General features: G+C 75.0%; 14 protein-coding genes. 11 read left to right on the plus strand and 3 right to left on the minus strand.

The genetic code is table 11. The annotated features are described in order from the left end of the window. Positions 1-23 precede the first annotated feature (23 nt). A complete protein-coding gene (hemC, locus tag ACIQUT_RS23075) occupies positions 24-959 on the minus strand; it encodes a hydroxymethylbilane synthase (protein WP_403565208.1) in 936 nt (311 codons plus the stop codon). A 146-nt stretch (positions 960-1,105) separates the two neighbouring features. Here hemC and ACIQUT_RS23080 point away from each other — a divergent pair, with 146 nt between their 5' ends. The 6 genes from ACIQUT_RS23080 to ACIQUT_RS23105 all read left to right on the plus strand — a co-directional run bounded on the left by ACIQUT_RS23080 (position 1,106) and on the right by ACIQUT_RS23105 (position 8,600). Continuing rightward, positions 1,106-2,590, plus strand: coding sequence for a hypothetical protein (locus ACIQUT_RS23080; protein WP_403565210.1), 1,485 nt, complete (start codon positions 1,106-1,108; stop codon positions 2,588-2,590). Positions 2,591-2,714: 124 nt separating this feature from the next. Next, positions 2,715-3,977, plus strand: coding sequence for an AAA family ATPase (locus ACIQUT_RS23085; RefSeq protein WP_403565211.1), 1,263 nt, complete (start codon positions 2,715-2,717; stop codon positions 3,975-3,977). Next, positions 3,974-5,317, plus strand: coding sequence for a VWA-like domain-containing protein (locus tag ACIQUT_RS23090; RefSeq protein WP_403565213.1), 1,344 nt, complete (start codon positions 3,974-3,976; stop codon positions 5,315-5,317). Before ACIQUT_RS23085 ends, ACIQUT_RS23090 begins: the two co-directional genes overlap by 4 nt. Before the next feature lie 128 nt (positions 5,318-5,445). Then, a complete protein-coding gene (locus ACIQUT_RS23095; RefSeq protein ID WP_403565215.1) occupies positions 5,446-5,859 on the plus strand; it encodes a rodlin in 414 nt (137 codons plus the stop codon). A 198-nt stretch (positions 5,860-6,057) separates the two neighbouring features. Next, on the plus strand, positions 6,058-7,779 hold the full coding sequence (locus ACIQUT_RS23100) for an FAD-dependent monooxygenase (RefSeq protein WP_403565216.1): 1,722 nt from the start codon (positions 6,058-6,060) through the stop codon (positions 7,777-7,779). Between the two features lie 83 nt (positions 7,780-7,862). Continuing rightward, positions 7,863-8,600 carry a glucose 1-dehydrogenase gene (locus ACIQUT_RS23105; protein ID WP_403565218.1) on the plus strand — a complete coding sequence of 246 codons (738 nt, stop codon included), beginning with the start codon at positions 7,863-7,865 and terminating at the stop codon, positions 8,598-8,600. Here the strand turns inward: ACIQUT_RS23105 and ACIQUT_RS23110 are convergent. Further along, positions 8,560-9,498, minus strand: a complete 939-nt coding sequence (locus tag ACIQUT_RS23110) for an aminoglycoside phosphotransferase family protein (RefSeq protein ID WP_403565356.1) — start codon at positions 9,496-9,498, stop codon at positions 8,560-8,562. The genes ACIQUT_RS23105 and ACIQUT_RS23110 overlap by 41 nt on opposite strands. A 144-nt stretch (positions 9,499-9,642) precedes the next feature. Further along, entirely contained in the window at positions 9,643-9,957 is a 315-nt protein-coding gene (locus ACIQUT_RS23115) for a hypothetical protein (RefSeq protein WP_403565219.1), read from the minus strand. Positions 9,958-10,171: 214 nt separating this feature from the next. Between ACIQUT_RS23115 and ACIQUT_RS23120 the strand changes: the two genes are divergently transcribed. The 5 genes from ACIQUT_RS23120 to wecB all read left to right on the plus strand — a co-directional run bounded on the left by ACIQUT_RS23120 (position 10,172) and on the right by wecB (position 15,674). Continuing rightward, positions 10,172-10,795, plus strand: a complete 624-nt coding sequence (locus tag ACIQUT_RS23120; protein ID WP_403565220.1) for an acyltransferase — start codon at positions 10,172-10,174, stop codon at positions 10,793-10,795. Positions 10,796-11,334: 539 nt separating this feature from the next. Then, entirely contained in the window at positions 11,335-12,507 is a 1,173-nt protein-coding gene (locus ACIQUT_RS23125) for a hypothetical protein (protein WP_403565222.1), read from the plus strand. Further along, a complete protein-coding gene (locus tag ACIQUT_RS23130) occupies positions 12,504-13,277 on the plus strand; it encodes a WecB/TagA/CpsF family glycosyltransferase (protein ID WP_403565224.1) in 774 nt (257 codons plus the stop codon). The genes ACIQUT_RS23125 and ACIQUT_RS23130 overlap by 4 nt, the downstream gene beginning before the upstream one ends. Next, positions 13,277-14,533 carry a nucleotide sugar dehydrogenase gene (locus ACIQUT_RS23135; RefSeq protein ID WP_403565226.1) on the plus strand — a complete coding sequence of 419 codons (1,257 nt, stop codon included), beginning with the start codon at positions 13,277-13,279 and terminating at the stop codon, positions 14,531-14,533. The genes ACIQUT_RS23130 and ACIQUT_RS23135 overlap by 1 nt, the downstream gene beginning before the upstream one ends. 4 nt (positions 14,534-14,537) lie before the next feature. Further along, the gene (gene wecB, locus ACIQUT_RS23140) at positions 14,538-15,674 is read left to right on the plus strand and encodes a non-hydrolyzing UDP-N-acetylglucosamine 2-epimerase (protein ID WP_403565228.1); all 1,137 of its coding nucleotides are present in this window, start codon (positions 14,538-14,540) and stop codon (positions 15,672-15,674) included. Positions 15,675-15,788: the final 114 nt, after the last annotated feature.

Consider the following 15,788-nt stretch of genomic DNA (forward strand, 5'->3'; position numbering starts at 1 on the left):
CCCGGCCGCGGCGCGGTCCGGGGTCAGTGGGGGATCCCGTCGATCAGTTCGCGTGCGCCCTGGCGGAGCAGGGCGACGGCGACGGACGTGCCCAGCGTGGCCGGATCGAGCGGTCCGGCCCATTCGTGCGCCCGCAGGACCTGCTTGCCGTCCGGGGTGAACACCTTCGCGTACAGCGCGAGCTCGCCGCCGCGCTCGGTGGACGCGTATCCGGCGATCGGCGCGTTGCAGTGGCCCTGGAGCACGTGCAGCAGCATGCGCTCGGCGGTGGCCTCGCGGTGCGTGGCCGGGTCTCCGAGGCCGCTCACCGCCTCGATGAGCGCGGTGTCGTCCTCGCGGCACTGGAGGGCGAGGATGCCGGCGCCGATCGGCGGGCACATCCGCTGCGGTGACAGGACCTCGCTGACGGCGTCCCGGCGGCCGATCCGCTCCAGGCCCGAGACGGCGAGGAGGAGCGCGTCGGCGTCGCCCGCCGCAAGCTTGTCGAGCCGGCGGTTGGCGTTGCCGCGGATCGGTACGCAGGTCAGGTGCGGGTGGCTCACGGCCAGTTGGGCGGTCCGGCGGACGGAGGACGTGCCGATGCGCGCACCGGCCGGAAGCCCGTCGAGGGTCAGCCCGGCGGGATGGACGAGGGCGTCGCGGATGTCGTCGCGCTTCAGGAACGCGGCGAAGACGGTGCCGGCGGGCAGGGGGCGGTCCGCGGGGATGTCCTTGACGCAGTGGACGGCCAGATCGGCGTCCCCGGCCAGCAGCGCGGCGTCCACCTCCTTGGTGAAGGCGCCCTTGCCCTCGACGGCGGCGAGGTCCCCCATCCACGTGTCCCCGGTCGTCTTGACGGCGACGACCTCGGTGGCGGTGTGCGGGTGGAGCACGGCCAGTTCCCTGCGGACGCGCTCCACCTGGGCGAGGGCCATGGGCGAGTCGCGGGACACGATGCGGATCAGCTCGGGGGCGGACATGGCGGCCACCCTAGCCCCCGGAACGCGCCCGCGACGCCGGGCCGGGAAATTGCCCGGCAACAGCCGGGCGGAGGCGTTACGCTGGCCGCGATGACCACTCACTCTGTTGACAGATTGGGGGTCCCGTCCACGTCTGGTGAGTGCTGATGGCCACTCACACCGTGAACGGGGACTCCCGTACTTCCTTCTGGCTGCGCGTGCGCGAATACGCCGTGCCGCCCTCCATGATCGAGACCGCGACCGCCCGCCGGCATGCCGGCGACTGGGCGGGGGCCTGTGCCGCCGCGGGTGTCGATGTCGATCTCCAGTTGCGTGCCGTGGCACGTGCCCGGGGACAGGAGCTCGCCTCCCTGATCCGGGCCGATCTGCGCCATCTGGCTCCCGACCTGCTGCGCTGGCACCTGCCGCGAATCGCCCCCGACGGGCTGCTGCGGCCGGGCCTGACCGTGCCCCTGGCCCGCTACGGGGCCGGCAGGCGGGACGGCGAGCGGCCCCTGTACCTCGTGGTGCGGACCCCGCCCGCCTGGGCGGATGCCGGGCAGCGGATCAGCCTCGCGCTGTGGGACGGCTCCGGCTCCGCCCTGGAGGCCGGTGCCGGCCCCCACCCGCATCCCCGGCCCAGCCGGCGGTTCCGCCTCGACCTGCACCGGCACCTGTGGGACGCGCGGCGCACCGGCGAACTGCGGGCCCGGTCCGGGGCCGACCGGCCTCCCCCCGACGGCAGTTCCGCGGCGGATCCCGCCGCGGGCCCCGTCCCGCCGGGGACGGGGCCGGAAGGGCGGCGCTGCGCCGTCGACCGGTGGGCCGCCGAGGCGCGGATCCTGCTCCGCGCCGAGGGGCGGGCCGGCGGCGCCGTCGCCGTACGCCTCGGAGGCCGACAGCGGCTCGTCCTCGAAGTGGATCCGGATCCCGGGCCGGCCACGGCCGGGGCTGCGGCCTCCGCGGTGGCCGGGGCTGTCGCCGCGACCACCGGGGCCGGGCCGCCCGCGCTGCGCGTGTCCGCTGCGGTCCCGGACCGCGGCGGGCCCGCGCTGCCGGTCCTGCCCGACGCGGCGACCTGGACGCTCCCCGACCTGGAACTGCTCCGGGCCGGTGCGATCGGGGCCGAACGGCTCCACCCGCTCGTCGCCCCGGCGCTCGAACCGGGCACTGCGCCGGCGCCGGCCGGGCCGTCCAGGGCGGCGACCGACCCGGCGGGACGGTCGCGCCTCGTCGAGTGCCGGGGCGTCCGGCACCGGATCGGCCTCGTCGACGGGGTCCTGGCCCCCCTGGACCACGAGCCGGACCAGATCCGGCGCGAGGAGCTGCTCGTCGCGCTGGGCGGCCCCCCGCTGCCCTGCCTGCAGGCCATCGACGAGGCCCACCGCCGCCCGGACTGCCTCACCGGTGTCCGCGAACGCCTGGACCACGGCGACACCGCCGGAGCGCTGGCCGTCGTCGAAGCACTGCTGGGCCCCGACGCCGTCCTGCGCAGCGGCCCGCTGCGCGACGCCCTGGAGGCGGCCGCGCAACAACGCATCACGTACGGGCTGTTCCGGGCCGGACTGGCCGGCCCCGGACCCGACCGCATCCGCCCGGGGCTCTCCCGCCCCCGCAACCACCGGCCGCGCCCGCGGCACGCCTCCGCCTGACCCGAAACCCTCCCGTACCGCTGCGCCCCTCCGGCTCCCCGCGGCCCGACGCGGCCCAACGCGCCCGAACGCGGCCGCCGGAGCCGGACCCCGCACGCGTACCCGACCCACAGGTGACCCGAACATGACCTCACACCACTCCCCCGCCGTACCCGGCACCCACCGCGCCTCCCGGCTCGACGTCGCCGGCGAACTGCTGGCCCTGCTGCGCGACACCACCACCGAGCCCCGCCCCGACCCCCAACTGGAGGCCCTGACCCTGGCCGTGGCCGCCGACCTGCCGGTCCTGCTGTGGGGCGAGCCGGGCATCGGCAAGACCGCGGCCCTCACCCAGCTCGCCGAGTCCCTGGACCTGCCGCTGACCACGGTGATCGCCAGCGTGCACGAGCCCTCCGACTTCTCCGGGCTGCCCGTCATCGGGGACGATCCCGCGCGGGACGGCGTCCCGATGGCCCCGCCGGACTGGGCGGTCCGGCTCGTACGGGCCGGTCGCGGGCTGCTGTTCCTGGACGAGCTGTCCACCGCACCGCCGGCCGTGCAGGCCGCCCTGCTCCGCCTCGTGCTCGAACGGCGCGTCGGCGCCCTCCGGCTGCCGCCCGGGGTCCGGATCGTGGCCGCCGCCAACCCGCGGGCCTCGGCCGCCGACGGCTGGGAGCTGAGCCCGCCGCTGGCCAACCGGTTCGTCCACCTCCAGTGGGTCCACGACCAGGACGTCGTCGTACGCGGACTCGGCGGGACCTGGCCGCGCGCCACCCTGCCCCGGCTCGACCCGGCAAGGCTCCCGGAGGCTGTGGACGTCGCCCGTCGCGCGGTGTGCGGGCTCCTCGCCGCCCGCCCCACGCTCGTCCACCGGCTGCCGGGCGGCGAGACCCGGCGGGGCGGCGCCTGGCCGTCACCCCGCAGCTGGGAGATGACCCTGCACCTGATCGCGTTCGCGACCGCGGCCGGCTCCTCCCGGGAGGTGCTCTCCCTGCTGGTCAGGGGTGCCGTCGGGGACGGCCCGGGGCTGGAGCTGCTGGCCGTCCTGGACCGGATGGACCTCCCCGACCCCGAGACGCTGCTCGCCGACCCGGCCGGTGCCGTCCTGCCGGAACGGGGGGACCAGCGGCAGGCCGTGCTCGACGGGGTGGTGGAGGCGGTCCGCAAGCGCCCGGAGAAGTCCCGCTGGGACGCGGCGTGGGCGCTGCTCGTCCGGGCGATGGAGACCGGGGCCCCGGACCTGGTCGTCGTCCCCGCGACCGGCCTCGCCGCGCTGCGCCGCTCGGACTGGGACGTGCCGGAGGCGATCGAGCGGCTCGCCGGGGCCGTGTCCCTGTCCCGGCGGGCCGACCGCGCGGCGGCCCGGGTCGCGGCGGTCGCCGGGGCCGGAGCCGGGAACGGCCGATGACCGGGACGAGAAGGGCGCCGAGCGTGCCGGAGCCACCACCGACACCGCACACGCCGCACACACCGGACACTCCGGGCGGGCCGGGCGGGCCGGGCGGGCCGGGCGGGCTGGACCGCGACAAGCTCTTCGCCGCCCGGCTGCAGGCCGCCCGCGCCCGTCCCTACCTGGCGACGGCCCTGTTCCCCCTGCACACCGTGGAGTCGCGGCGGGTGCCGACGATGGCCGTCGACCGGCACTGGCGGTGCTACGTCTCGCCGGCGTTCGTGGACCGTACGCCGGTGGAGGAGCTGGCCGGCGTATGGGTGCACGAGGTGTCGCACCTGCTGCGCGACCACCACGGGCGCGGCGACCGGGTCGCCCGGGAGCGCGGGCTGACCGGCCCCGGAGACCGGCTGCGCATGAACATCGCCGCGGACTTCGAGATCAACGACGACATCTACGGCGACGGGCTGGCCCGGCCCGCGGGCGCGATCGACCCGAAGTCCCTGGAGCTGGGCGAAGGCCATCTCATGGAGGACTACCTGCGCTGGTTCCGGCTGGGGCCCCGCACACAGGACCTGGCCTGGCTGGACTGCGGCAGCGGCGCCGACGGCCTGGAACGCGAGTGGGACCTGGGCCCGGGCGGCGCGGACGGCCTCGGCCCGCACGAACAGGACGCGGTGCGCTTCCGGGTGGCCCAGGGCATCACCGGCCGCCCGGGGAGCGCCCCGCAGGGGTGGCAGCGCTGGGCGGAGGAGGTGTTCCACCCGCCGCAGCCGTGGCGGGAGCTGCTGGGAGCGGCCGTCCGCTCGGCGGCCTCCGCGGCCGGGGCGGGGGACGACTACACGTACGGGCGGCCGGCGCGGCGCTCGGCGGCGCTGCCCGGCGCCGTCCTGCCGAGCCTGCGGCGCAGACCGCCCCGGGTCAGCGTGGTCATCGACACCTCCGGGTCGGTCAGCGACGCCGAGCTGGGCAGTGCCCTGCTGGAGGTCGCCGCCATCTCCCGCGCCGTGGGGGGCCGCCGCGACCTGATCACGGTGGTGCCGTGCGATGCGGCGGCCCGGATCGCGCACCCGCTGTGCCTGGCCGAGGGAATCCCGCTCGTCGGCGGCGGGGGCACGGACCTGCGGACGGGCTTCGCCAGGGCGCTGCGGGCGCGGCCCCGGCCGGACGTGGTCGTGGTCCTGACGGACGGGCAGACGCCGTGGCCGGACGACCGGCCGCCGTGCCGGACGGTGGTGGGCCTGTTCCCCCGCGTGCCGGAGGCATGGAGCGTGGAGGAGGACCCCGACTACGAACCGGACACGCCGCCCGCCTGGGCGCAGGTGGTGGAGATCGGCTCCTCCCCCGGCGGCCGGTGACCCGTCCCGCGGACGGGCACGGGGTCCGGATCACTCCTGCGGGTGGTGGAGCGGAACTTCTGGCTGCGGGCGCGGTTCCTGTCCACGTACGAGCAACACCGCTCCCCCTACGACGAACAGGGAACACCATGTTCAAGAAGGCCGCGAACACGGTCGCCGTCGCCGCCACGATCCTCGGCGCCGGCGCCGCCCTGGCCTCCCCTGCCATGGCCATCGGCAACGACAACGGCGTCAACACCGTCAACGGCAACGACTCGGCCCAGATCTACGGCAACCAGAAGACCGAGGGCGCCCTGAGCCCGCAGGCCTCCCTCGTCCAGGGCTCCGCCAACAAGCCGTGCATCGCCCTGCCGGTCAAGGTGAACGCCCAGTCGCTGCTCGCGCTCCTCGCCAACGTCGGCGTCCAGGACATCAACGTCGCGTCCAACCCGATGAACCAGCAGTGCGCCGAGAACTCCACCCAGGCCAAGGGCGACGAGACCCTCTCGCACGTCCTCAGCAACATCCCGGTCCTCTCCGGCAACCTCTCCGCCGGCAGCTGACCCGCTCGACGCCACCCGGCACACAGCACGGGCGCCCCGGCAACCGCCGCCGGGGCGCCCGTGGCCGTTCCCCGGGCCTTTCCGTTTCCCGGCCTTCCGGTCCGCCGGCCTTCCGGTCGCCGGCCGGGGGAGGGTGGCCGACCATGGAGGAACAGTGCAGGGCAGTGCAGTCCCGGGGGCTCTCGGCGGGAGCGGCCAATGGCGGACACCGACGTGCTGATCGTGGGCGCCGGCCCGGTCGGACTGACCGCGGCGGCGGAGCTGCGCCGCCAGGGTGTGGAGTGCCGCGTCGTCGACCGGCTGCCGGAGCGCCTGCCGTACGCCAAGGCGGTGGGGATCCAGCCGCGGACCCTGGAGATCTGGGACCGGATGGGCATGGTCCGCGCCGCCCTGGAGACCGCCGTCCCGATGCGGGGGCAGTTGGTCTACGCGGACGGTGTCGAGCAGGGCCGCTTCGAGCTCCGGCTCCCGCCCGAGGTGCCGTACGGGTTCGCCGCGCTGCCCCAGTACGAGACCGAGCGCATCCTGGAGGAGCACCTGGCCCGCTTCGGGACCGGGATCGAGCGCGGCGTCGAGCTGGTGTCGTTCACGCAGGACGCGGACGGGGTCCGGAGCCGGATCCGCACGGCCGACGGCGGCGGCGAGAAGGCGGCGGAGGAGGAGGTCCGGTCGCGGTTCCTCGTCGGCTGCGACGGCGCACACAGCACCGTCCGCAGGACGCTCGGCCTCGGCTTCGAGGGAGGCGCGTTCCCGGAGGAGTACATGCTCGGGGACGTGGAGGTGGACTGGGGCCTGCCGGCGGGATACGGGGTGCGCGCGATGCACCACGGCGCCGACTGGTCCGTCGACGACATCCTGGTCTGCATCCCGCTGCCCGGAGTCCGCCGCTACCGCATGTCGATGCGGGTCCCGCCCGAGCTGTCCGCCGACGGCGGCGACGGTGGCAGCAGCGGCGGCGGGCGCGGTACGGGGGACGGGATCGCCCATGGGCTGGAGGGCGGGCGGCGGCCCGGGCTGGAGCACATCCAGGCGGTCCTCGACCGGCTCTCGCCCGAGCCGGCGACGGCGTCCGCCCTGCGCTGGTCGTCGGTCTTCCGCATCAGCCACCGCCTGGTGGACCGGTACTCCGACGGCCGGGTCTTCGTCGCCGGCGACGCCGCCCACATCCATCCGCCGACGGGCGCCCAGGGGATGAACACCGGTATCCAGGACGCCTACAACCTGGCCTGGAAGCTGGCGCTCGTGCTGCGGGGCAGCGCACACCCCGGGCTGCTGGACAGCTACCACGCCGAACGGCACCCGGTCGGCCGGGAGGTCGTCGGCCGCACGGTCCGGCACGCCGCCGAGGGCGTCCAGGCCGATCCGGAGGACGCCGCCACCCTCATGCTCCGCGAGGCACAGCTGCTGGTCGCGTACCCCGGCAGTCCCGTCGTCGGCCCGGGCGGCGCGGCCGGGCACGGCCCGCGGCCCGGGGACCGGGCCCCGGACTGCGGCGGGCTGATGAGCGGGATCGCGACCGTGCCGCTGCGCCTGTACGACGTGCTGCGCGACCGGGGGCACGTGCTGGTCCTCTACGCCGACTCCGCCGAGGCGCTGGGGGCCTGCGCCGAACTCGCCGCCACGGCCCGCCGGTCGGCCGGCGGAACGGAGGCGGACGCGGACGCCCCGGCCGCGGACGCACCGGCCGCCGTTGTCGTCCTCGCCCCGTCCGGCCACGACACGGACGGCGCCGCGGACGGCGTGCCCCTGCCGGTCTACCTCGACGGCCGCGGCGAGTTCCGCCGGATGTACGGGACCACCGGCTCGGCGGCCTTCCTCGTACGCCCGGACGGCTACCTGGGCACCCGCGTCGCCCCGGTCACGGCACCGCAGGCGGCCGCGGATCTCACGGCCCACCTGGCGCGCGTCTACCGTGGGTGACCCGATGCCCACTAGGGTCACGTGGGCCGTGTGCGTGCGGTGGTGACGGATCCGCACCCGGGACGCGTAGCTTCGGAGGGGCCGTGCTCAAGGGCAGGAACGCAGTCGTCACCGGCGGGTCGCGGGGCATCGGCCGGGCCGTCGTCGAACGCCTGTGCCGGGACGGGGCGCACGTGGTGTTCACCTACTCCACCCGCGAGGACGCCGCGGCCGAGGTCGTACGGGCCGTGGAGGCGGACGGCGGCCGCGCCCGGGCCCTGCGCGTGGACCTGTCGGAGCCGGAGGGTCCGGAGCAGCTGATGGAGGCCGCCGAGGCGCACCTCGGCGGCCTGGACATCCTGGTGAACAACGCCGCGCTGGCCCTCGCTCCGACCCCGCTCGCCGAGACGGACGTAGCGGTCTTCGACAAGGTGATGGCGGTCAACGCCCGTTCGGTCTTCCTGACCACCCGCTACGCGGCCCGGCGGATGCGCGACGGCGGCAGGATCGTGAACGTCTCCTCCCTGAACACCGTGCGGCCCGCCCCGGGCATCGGGCCGTACGCCGCCAGCAAGGGCGCGGTCGAACAGCTGACGGCCGTGGCCGCCCTGGAGCTCGGACCACGCGGCATCACCGTCAACACCCTCTCCCCCGGCGCGACGGACACCGAGATGCTGCGCGGGACGAACCCGCCGCAGGCACTCGACGCCGTCGCCGGGATGACCCCGCTCGGCCGGCTGGGGCAGCCGTCCGACGTGGCCGACGTCATCGCGTTCCTCGTCGGCCCCGACGGCCGGTGGATCACCGGCCAGAACCTCCGGGCAACGGGCGGACTGGCGTAGGCCGTGACCGCTGCCCGGGGTCGGCCAGGACCTCCCGGACGACGCGGCGGGCGGTGGCCGTCATCGACGGGTTCGTGTCGCGGTAGTAGTTCAGTTCGAGGAGCGCGACCGACAGGGCCCAGCCGCGGCCCCGCTCCCAGGCCGCGTCGTCGACGGCCGCGGCGGCCCGGAAGGCGTCCCGGGCTCCGGCAGGGAGGACGTACCACGCCGGGAGCAGGTCGACGGCGGGATCGCCCAGGCCCATGCAGCCGAAGTCGATGACGGCGCCGAGCCGGTCCCCGGACAGGAGCAGGTTTCCCGGTTGCAGGTCCGCGTGGATCCAGACGGGCGGACCGGGCCACTCGGGGGCCCGCAGCGCGGCCTCCCAGGCGGCGGTCACCGCGGCCGGGTCGGCGTCGGTGTCGGCGGGGGTCCGCAGGCCCGCGATCGCGGTACGGGTGACGGCGTCCCGCGCGGCCAGGGTCTCGCTGCGGTAGGAGGCGGGCCCGCCCGCAGGGTCGATCCGGCGCAGCGCGGTGACGAAGCCGCCCAGGTCGCGGGCGAGGCGCCCGGGGTCGGGGATCCGGCCGACGGCCGGGACCTCGCCGTCGAGCCAGCTGTACACCGCCCACGGGAAGGGGTAGCCCCCGGCCGGCTCGCCCCGCCCCAGCGGCACGGGAACGGGGACCGGGAGCGACGGCGCGAGCCGCGGCAGCCAGGTGCGCTCCCGCTCGATGTCCTCGGCCGCCCCCGCGGTCCGGGGCAGGCGTACGACCATCCGCTCGCCGAGCCGGTACATCACGTGCGAGGTGCCGTGCGAGTCGACCGGCTTCACGGGCAGACCCGCCCAGCGCGGGAACTGCGCCGCGATCAGGCGGTGGACGAGCGAGGGGTCGGTGTCCGGCTCGTCGGTGTGCATCTTGGCTGCGGGCACGGGTCCCTTTCCGGCAGGGGGAGTTGCGTGTGTACCGGGCCATGTGAACGCGCCCGCGGCCCGCCCGTCAACGCATTTCCCGCCGGGCCGGAGCCGACTGCCCGTCAGCCGGTCAGCCGGTCAGCCGCGTCAGCCCGCGTCCTTGGCGGCCGAGTCCCGGACGAGGTGTGCGGCGCGGACCACCCGGGTGTGCCAGCCGCCCATGCGGCCGGTGCAGCGCACCAGGTAGGAGCCGTCGAGCTGACGGTAGACGAGCCGGCGGCGCTCCTGGAGGAAGGTGCCCACGGCCATGGTGCACGCGGCCTGCTCCAGGGCCCGTTCGGCCTCCTCCCGGGTGCCCTCGAACTCGCTGAGGGTCTCCACCTGCCCGCCGTCGTCCCCGTGGTACTCCGCGAGCTTCTCGGCGGTGATGATCCAGCGGTGGCGCTGTATGCCGTCGTCCATGTGCTCCCCCGGTTCCCCGCTGCTGCTGTCGACGCCGTTGGCGCGCAGGGTACCCGCTGCCGGTTGCCGGTTGCCGGTTGCCGGTTGCGCCAAGTCCGCTGCGTGAACAGTCGGTTGATGTGCCGGGCGGGGTGGGGCGCGGGTGCATATGCTCCCTCCGTGCGCCGGTTGCGGCGCGTGTCCGAATGCCTCGCGAGCGTAAGGGGACCGCCCCGTGAGTGTCCGAATTCAGCCCTCCTCCCAGGTCGACGGGACCGCCGAGCTCGGGGACGGGACCACCGTCTGGGATCTGGCGCAAGTGCGGGAGGAGGCACGGCTCGGCCGCGACTGCATCGTGGGGCGCGGGGCGTACGTCGGCCCCGGCGTGCGGATCGGGGACCGGGTGAAGCTGCAGAACTACGCACTCGTCTACGAGCCCGCCGAACTCGGCGACGGGGTGTTCATCGGGCCGGCCGCCGTGCTCACCAACGACTTCTACCCCCGGTCGGTCGACCCCGACGGCCGGCTCAAGCGCGGCGACGACTGGGAGGCCGCCGGGGTGGTGGTGGCCGAGGGCGCCTCCCTGGGAGCCCGTTCGGTGTGCGTGGCGGGGGTGCGCGTCGGGCGGTGGGCGCTGGTCGCGGCCGGGGCGGTGGTGTCCCGGGACGTACCCGACTTCGCCCTCGTCGCGGGGGTGCCGGCCCGCCGGATCGGCTGGGTGGGCCGGGCCGGGGTCCGCCTGGTGGAACGCGGGGGCGAGCCGGGGGTGTGGGAGTGCCCGCGCACCGGCGCGCTGTACGAGGAGGCGGACGGGGTGCTGGCCGAGCGGGACCGGGAGGAGCGGCCGGAGAAGGGCTGAATTCCGGCCCCTGCCCGCCCGCGCAGCCCCTGGCGTCCCGGCCGTCCCGGCCGCGGGCCGGGCGCGGAGCCGGGGAGGAAACCTGGGCGGATGGCGGGCCGCGGCGTCCGGCTGACGGGCCGTCGGAATTTGGGCCACCGGCATTTCCTCAAAACCGCAATCAACGAACAACCTTGGGCATACCTTGTCCCTGTACACGGGTTCTGAGCAGGCAACAGGCTTTGTTCAGTGGGGGGTTGTACACGACGGGGGCATCGCGGTCGGAGTGACGGCAGGCGCGCTGACGCGCCTGCACGGCGCTGCCGTCCGCGCGTGCTCCGGTCCGGGGCATCGCTGGGGGGATCCAGTGGGCGGCCCCGGACGGCCGCGTCCCGGGGGCGATCAGACCGTCACCGCCGACGCGCGCGCCGTCATGCGCGCTCCCCTTCCCGGAACGGCTATTCAGAGGGGGTAGGTGTGTTGGAGCCGTACAGCCCGGCCCTGCAACAGGGGTCCGGCCGCGGGGCGCGGGGCACCCGGGAAGCCGGGGTGGGGACCCGGTGACCGCCGCACGATTAGGAGCACTGGCAGAGGCGGACCCGTCGCTGCACGCGCTCGCCGAGCGCCTGCTCGCGCTCGCCGAGGCGGGCCTGCCGCAGATGTACCTGCAGGGCCCGGAGACCTTCGTCTTCACACGGGTGGGGACGGTCGCGTCCGACGGCACCCGCCGGGTGGAGAAGCGCGGGACCAGCACCCGGTACGCGGCCATCACCGCCCTCGGCGCGCAGTACCTGCCCGAGGACCGGCAGCAGGCCGTGTTCGGCGGCCACACCGCCGCCGCGTTCACGAACCTGCTGGTGGAACGGCTGCCCGGGGTCGACAACCTGGGCGACGCGGCGCTCATCGCCTGGGCCGCCGCCGAGACCGGCCACCCCAAGCTGGCGGACGCCCTCGACCGGGTGGCCGCACTGGACGACCCCGGCCGGCCGCAGTACACCGTCGAGGCGGCCTGGGTGCTGTCCGCCCTCGTCGCCGCCCGGACGGCCGTGGACGTGGAGGACCGCCTCGCCGCCGCCCGGGACCGCCTGCTGGGATCCAGGGCGACGCCCGACAGCCCGCTGTTCCCGCACGCCACCGCCCCCGGGCTGGTGCCCGGCTACCGCTCGCACGTGGCCTGCTTCGCCGACCAGACCTACCCGGTCCAGGCGCTGGCCCGGCTGCACGCGAGCGGCGCGGACCCGGAGGCCCTCCGGGCCGCGAACATGTGCGCCGCCCGGATCTGCACCCTGCAGGGGGACGGCGGGCAGTGGTGGTGGCACTACGACGCCCGCACCGGCGGCACGGTGGAGGGCTACCCCGTCTACAGCGTGCACCAGCACGCCATGGCCCCGACCGCCCTGTTCGACCTGGCGGACGCCGGCGGCACCGACTTCGCCCTGGCGATCCGCCGGGGCCTCGGCTGGATGACGGCCGTACCCGAGATCAGCCGGCCCGACGGCACCCCGCGCGAGCCCATGATCCGGGAGGACTACGGGGTCACCTGGCGCAAGGTCTACCGCGGCGACCCCGCCAAGGCCGTCCGGGCCGCCCGCGGGCTCACCACCCGGCTGGCCCCGCAGGCGCGGCTGGCCCCGCTCGACCGGCTGTTCCGCCCGCTCTCGGTGGACCGCGAGTGCAGGCCGTACGAGTTCGGCTGGCTGCTGCACGCCTGGCTGGGGGGAGTCCAGAGATGAGCCGACGGCAGTCCCTCTTCGGGATCGCACTCGACGCCCTGACCATGGACGAGACCGTGCAGCGCTGCCTCGACGCGGTACGCCGCGGCGAGCAGATCGAGATCGGCATGGTGAACGCCGCCAAGCTGGTCGCGATGCGGCGCGACCCCCGCCTCGCCGCGGCGGTCTCGGGCTGCGACCTCGTCCTGGCCGACGGTCAGGCGGTGGTGTGGGCGGGCCGGATCCTCGGCGTGCGCCTGCCCGAACGGGTCGCGGGCATCGACCTGTTCATGCGGCTGCTGGCCGCCGCCGAGACCGCGGAGATCCCGGTCTACCTGCTCGGCGCCCGGCAGGACGTCCTGGAGCTGATGCTCGGCCGGATCGCCGAGCGGTTCCCGAAGCTCCGCGTGGCCGGCAGCCGCAACGGCTACTTCGACGACCCGGAGCAGCCCGACATCGCCGACGCCGTCGCGGACAGCGGTGCACAGCTGCTGTTCCTCGGCATGACCTCGCCCAAGAAGGAGATGTTCACCGCCGGCTACGGCAAGCGCACCGGCGCCCACGTGGTGCACGGCGTCGGCGGCTCCTTCGACATCCTGGCCGGCATCACCAAGCGGGCCCCGCTGGTCTGGCAGCGCATGGGGCTCGAATGGTTCTACCGCACCCTCCAGGAGCCGCGGCGCCTGGGCAAGCGCTACCTCACCACCAATGCCGCCTTCCTGGCCATGACCGCCAGGGAGCTCATCCGCCGCACACCGTCTGCTGCCGGTTCCGCGAACAGGAGTTGCTGATGCGCGTAGTCGTCGTGGGACAGGGATACGTCGGCCTTCCGCTGGCCATCAGGGCCGCCGAGGTCGGGCACCAGGTGATCGGGTACGACGTGGACGCGCGGCGGGTCAAGAGCCTCGCCGCCGGCGAGTCCTACGTGGAGGACGTGTCCTCCGAGCGGATCAGCCGGGCGCTGGAGCAGGGCACCTACCGGCCCAGCGACCTGGCGCGCGACTGCGGCGGCTTCGACGTCGCCGTCGTCACCGTCCCGACCCCGTTACACGAAGGCGCCCCCGACCTGAGCTACATCGAGGAGTCGGCGCACACCCTGGCCCGCTTCCTGCGGCCCGGCGCGACCGTCGTCCTGGAGTCCACCACCTACCCGGGTACCACCGAGGAGCTGTTCGGCCCCATCCTGGAGAACGGCTCGGGCCTCACCGCCGGCGCCGACTTCCACCTCGGCTACAGCCCGGAGCGCATCGACCCCGGCAACGCCGTCTGGGGCTTCCAGCAGACCCCCAAGGTCGTCTCCGGCGTGGACGCCGCCTCCCTCAAGGCGGTGGAGGCGTTCTACGGGGGCCTCGTCGACAAGACGGTGCCGGTGCGCTCCCCCAAGGAGGCCGAGCTGGCGAAGCTGCTGGAGAACACCTTCCGGCACGTGAACATCGCCCTCGTCAACGAGATCGCCATGTTCGCCCGCCACCTCGACATCGACGTGTGGCAGGCCATCGAGGCGGCGTCCAGCAAGCCGTTCGGCTTCATGAAGTTCACCCCCGGCCCCGGGGTCGGCGGCCACTGCCTGCCGATCGACCCGTCGTACCTGTCCTGGCGGGTGCAGCGCGAGCTGGGCCAGAGCTTCCGCTTCGTCGAACTCGCCAACGACATCAACAACCACATGCCCGAGTACGTCACGCGCCGCGTCATCGACGCCCTCAACGCCCGGCGCCGCTCGGTCAACGGCTCCCGGATCCTGCTCCTGGGGCTCGCGTACAAGAAGAACACCGGCGACGCCCGGGAGTCGCCGGCCGTGCGCATCTCCCAGCTGCTCCTCGACATGGGCGCGAGGGTCCGCGCCGCCGACCCGCACGTGGTGGAGAGCATCAAGGTCGACGCCCGGCTCGTCCGGGTGGAGCCGACCCGCCGGGAGCTGGCCGCCGCCGACGTGGTCGTCCTGCTCACCGACCACGACTCCTTCGACTACGCGATGGTCACCGAGCACGCGTCCTTCGTCCTCGACTGCCGCAACCGGCTGTCCGGGCCCACGGTGGAGGTGCTCTGACGCCATGCCGGTGAACAGGATCGTCTGCGTGGCCGGAGCACGGCCCAACTACATGAAGATCAAACCGGTGATGGACGCGCTGGAGCGGCACGGCGCGGAAGTGGTCCTCGTCCACACCGGCCAGCACTACGACGAGTCCATGAACGACGTCTTCTTCCGCGACCTCGGCATCCGTCCCCCCGACCGGTACCTCGGCGCCGGGTCCGGGACCCACGCCCAGCAGACCGGCCGGGTGATGGCGGCCTTCGAGCCGCTGCTGGACGAGCTGTCCCCGGACGCGGTCGTGGTCGTCGGCGACATCAACTCCACCCTGGCCTGCGCCCTGGTCACCGCGAAGGCGGGCCCGCTGCTCGCCCACGTGGAGGCCGGCCTGCGCAGCCGGGACTGGAGCATGCCGGAGGAGGTCAACCGGGTCGCCACCGACCGGGTCAGCGACCACCTGCTGGCCCCGTCGCCCGACGCGGCCGCGAACCTGCGGGCGGAGGGATACCGCGAGGACCAGATCCACGTCGTCGGCAACGTCATGATCGACACCCTGCTGGCCAACCTGGAACGGGCCCGGGCCTCGGACGTCCTCGACCGGTACGGGCTCACCCGCGGCGGGTACGGCCTGGTCACCCTGCACCGGCCCGCCAACGTGGACGACCCCGACGCCCTGCGCGGCCTGCTGAAGGCCCTCGGCGAGATCGCCGGCCGCTGCCCGCTGCTGCTGCCCGTGCACCCGCGGGCCGCGGAACGGCTGGCCGCGATCGGCGTCCCGGGCGGCATCCGGCCGGTCCCGGCCGCCGGATACCTGGACTTCATCGCGCTCCAGGACGGGGCGCGGGTCGTGCTCACGGACTCCGGGGGCGTCCAGGAGGAGACCACCGCCCTGGGCGTGCCCTGTGTGACCCTGCGGGAGAACACCGAGCGGCCCGTCACCGTCGAGGAGGGCACGAACGTCCTCGCGGGCACCGACCCGGACCGCATCACGGCCATCGTGAACCGGGTGCTCGACGACCCGCCCGCACCCCGCTGCCCCGCGCTGTGGGACGGGCGGGCCAGCGAACGCATCGCCCGGATCCTGCTGGAGGGCGGGCCCGCGCAGACCAGGCTGCGGCCCACCGACCTCGCCCCGGGCCGGACGGCCGGGACGGCGTAGCACCACGCACCACGGCATCACGGCACGACAGCAAGAAGCAAGAAGCAAGAAGCAAGAACCGTACACATCGCACAGACAGGGCGGCGGCGCGTGCACACACGGCGCCGCCGCGAG

It is taken from the genome of Streptomyces sp. NPDC090445, from assembly GCF_044769385.1.
In the GTDB taxonomy this organism is placed as follows: Bacteria; Actinomycetota; Actinomycetes; order Streptomycetales; family Streptomycetaceae; genus Streptomyces.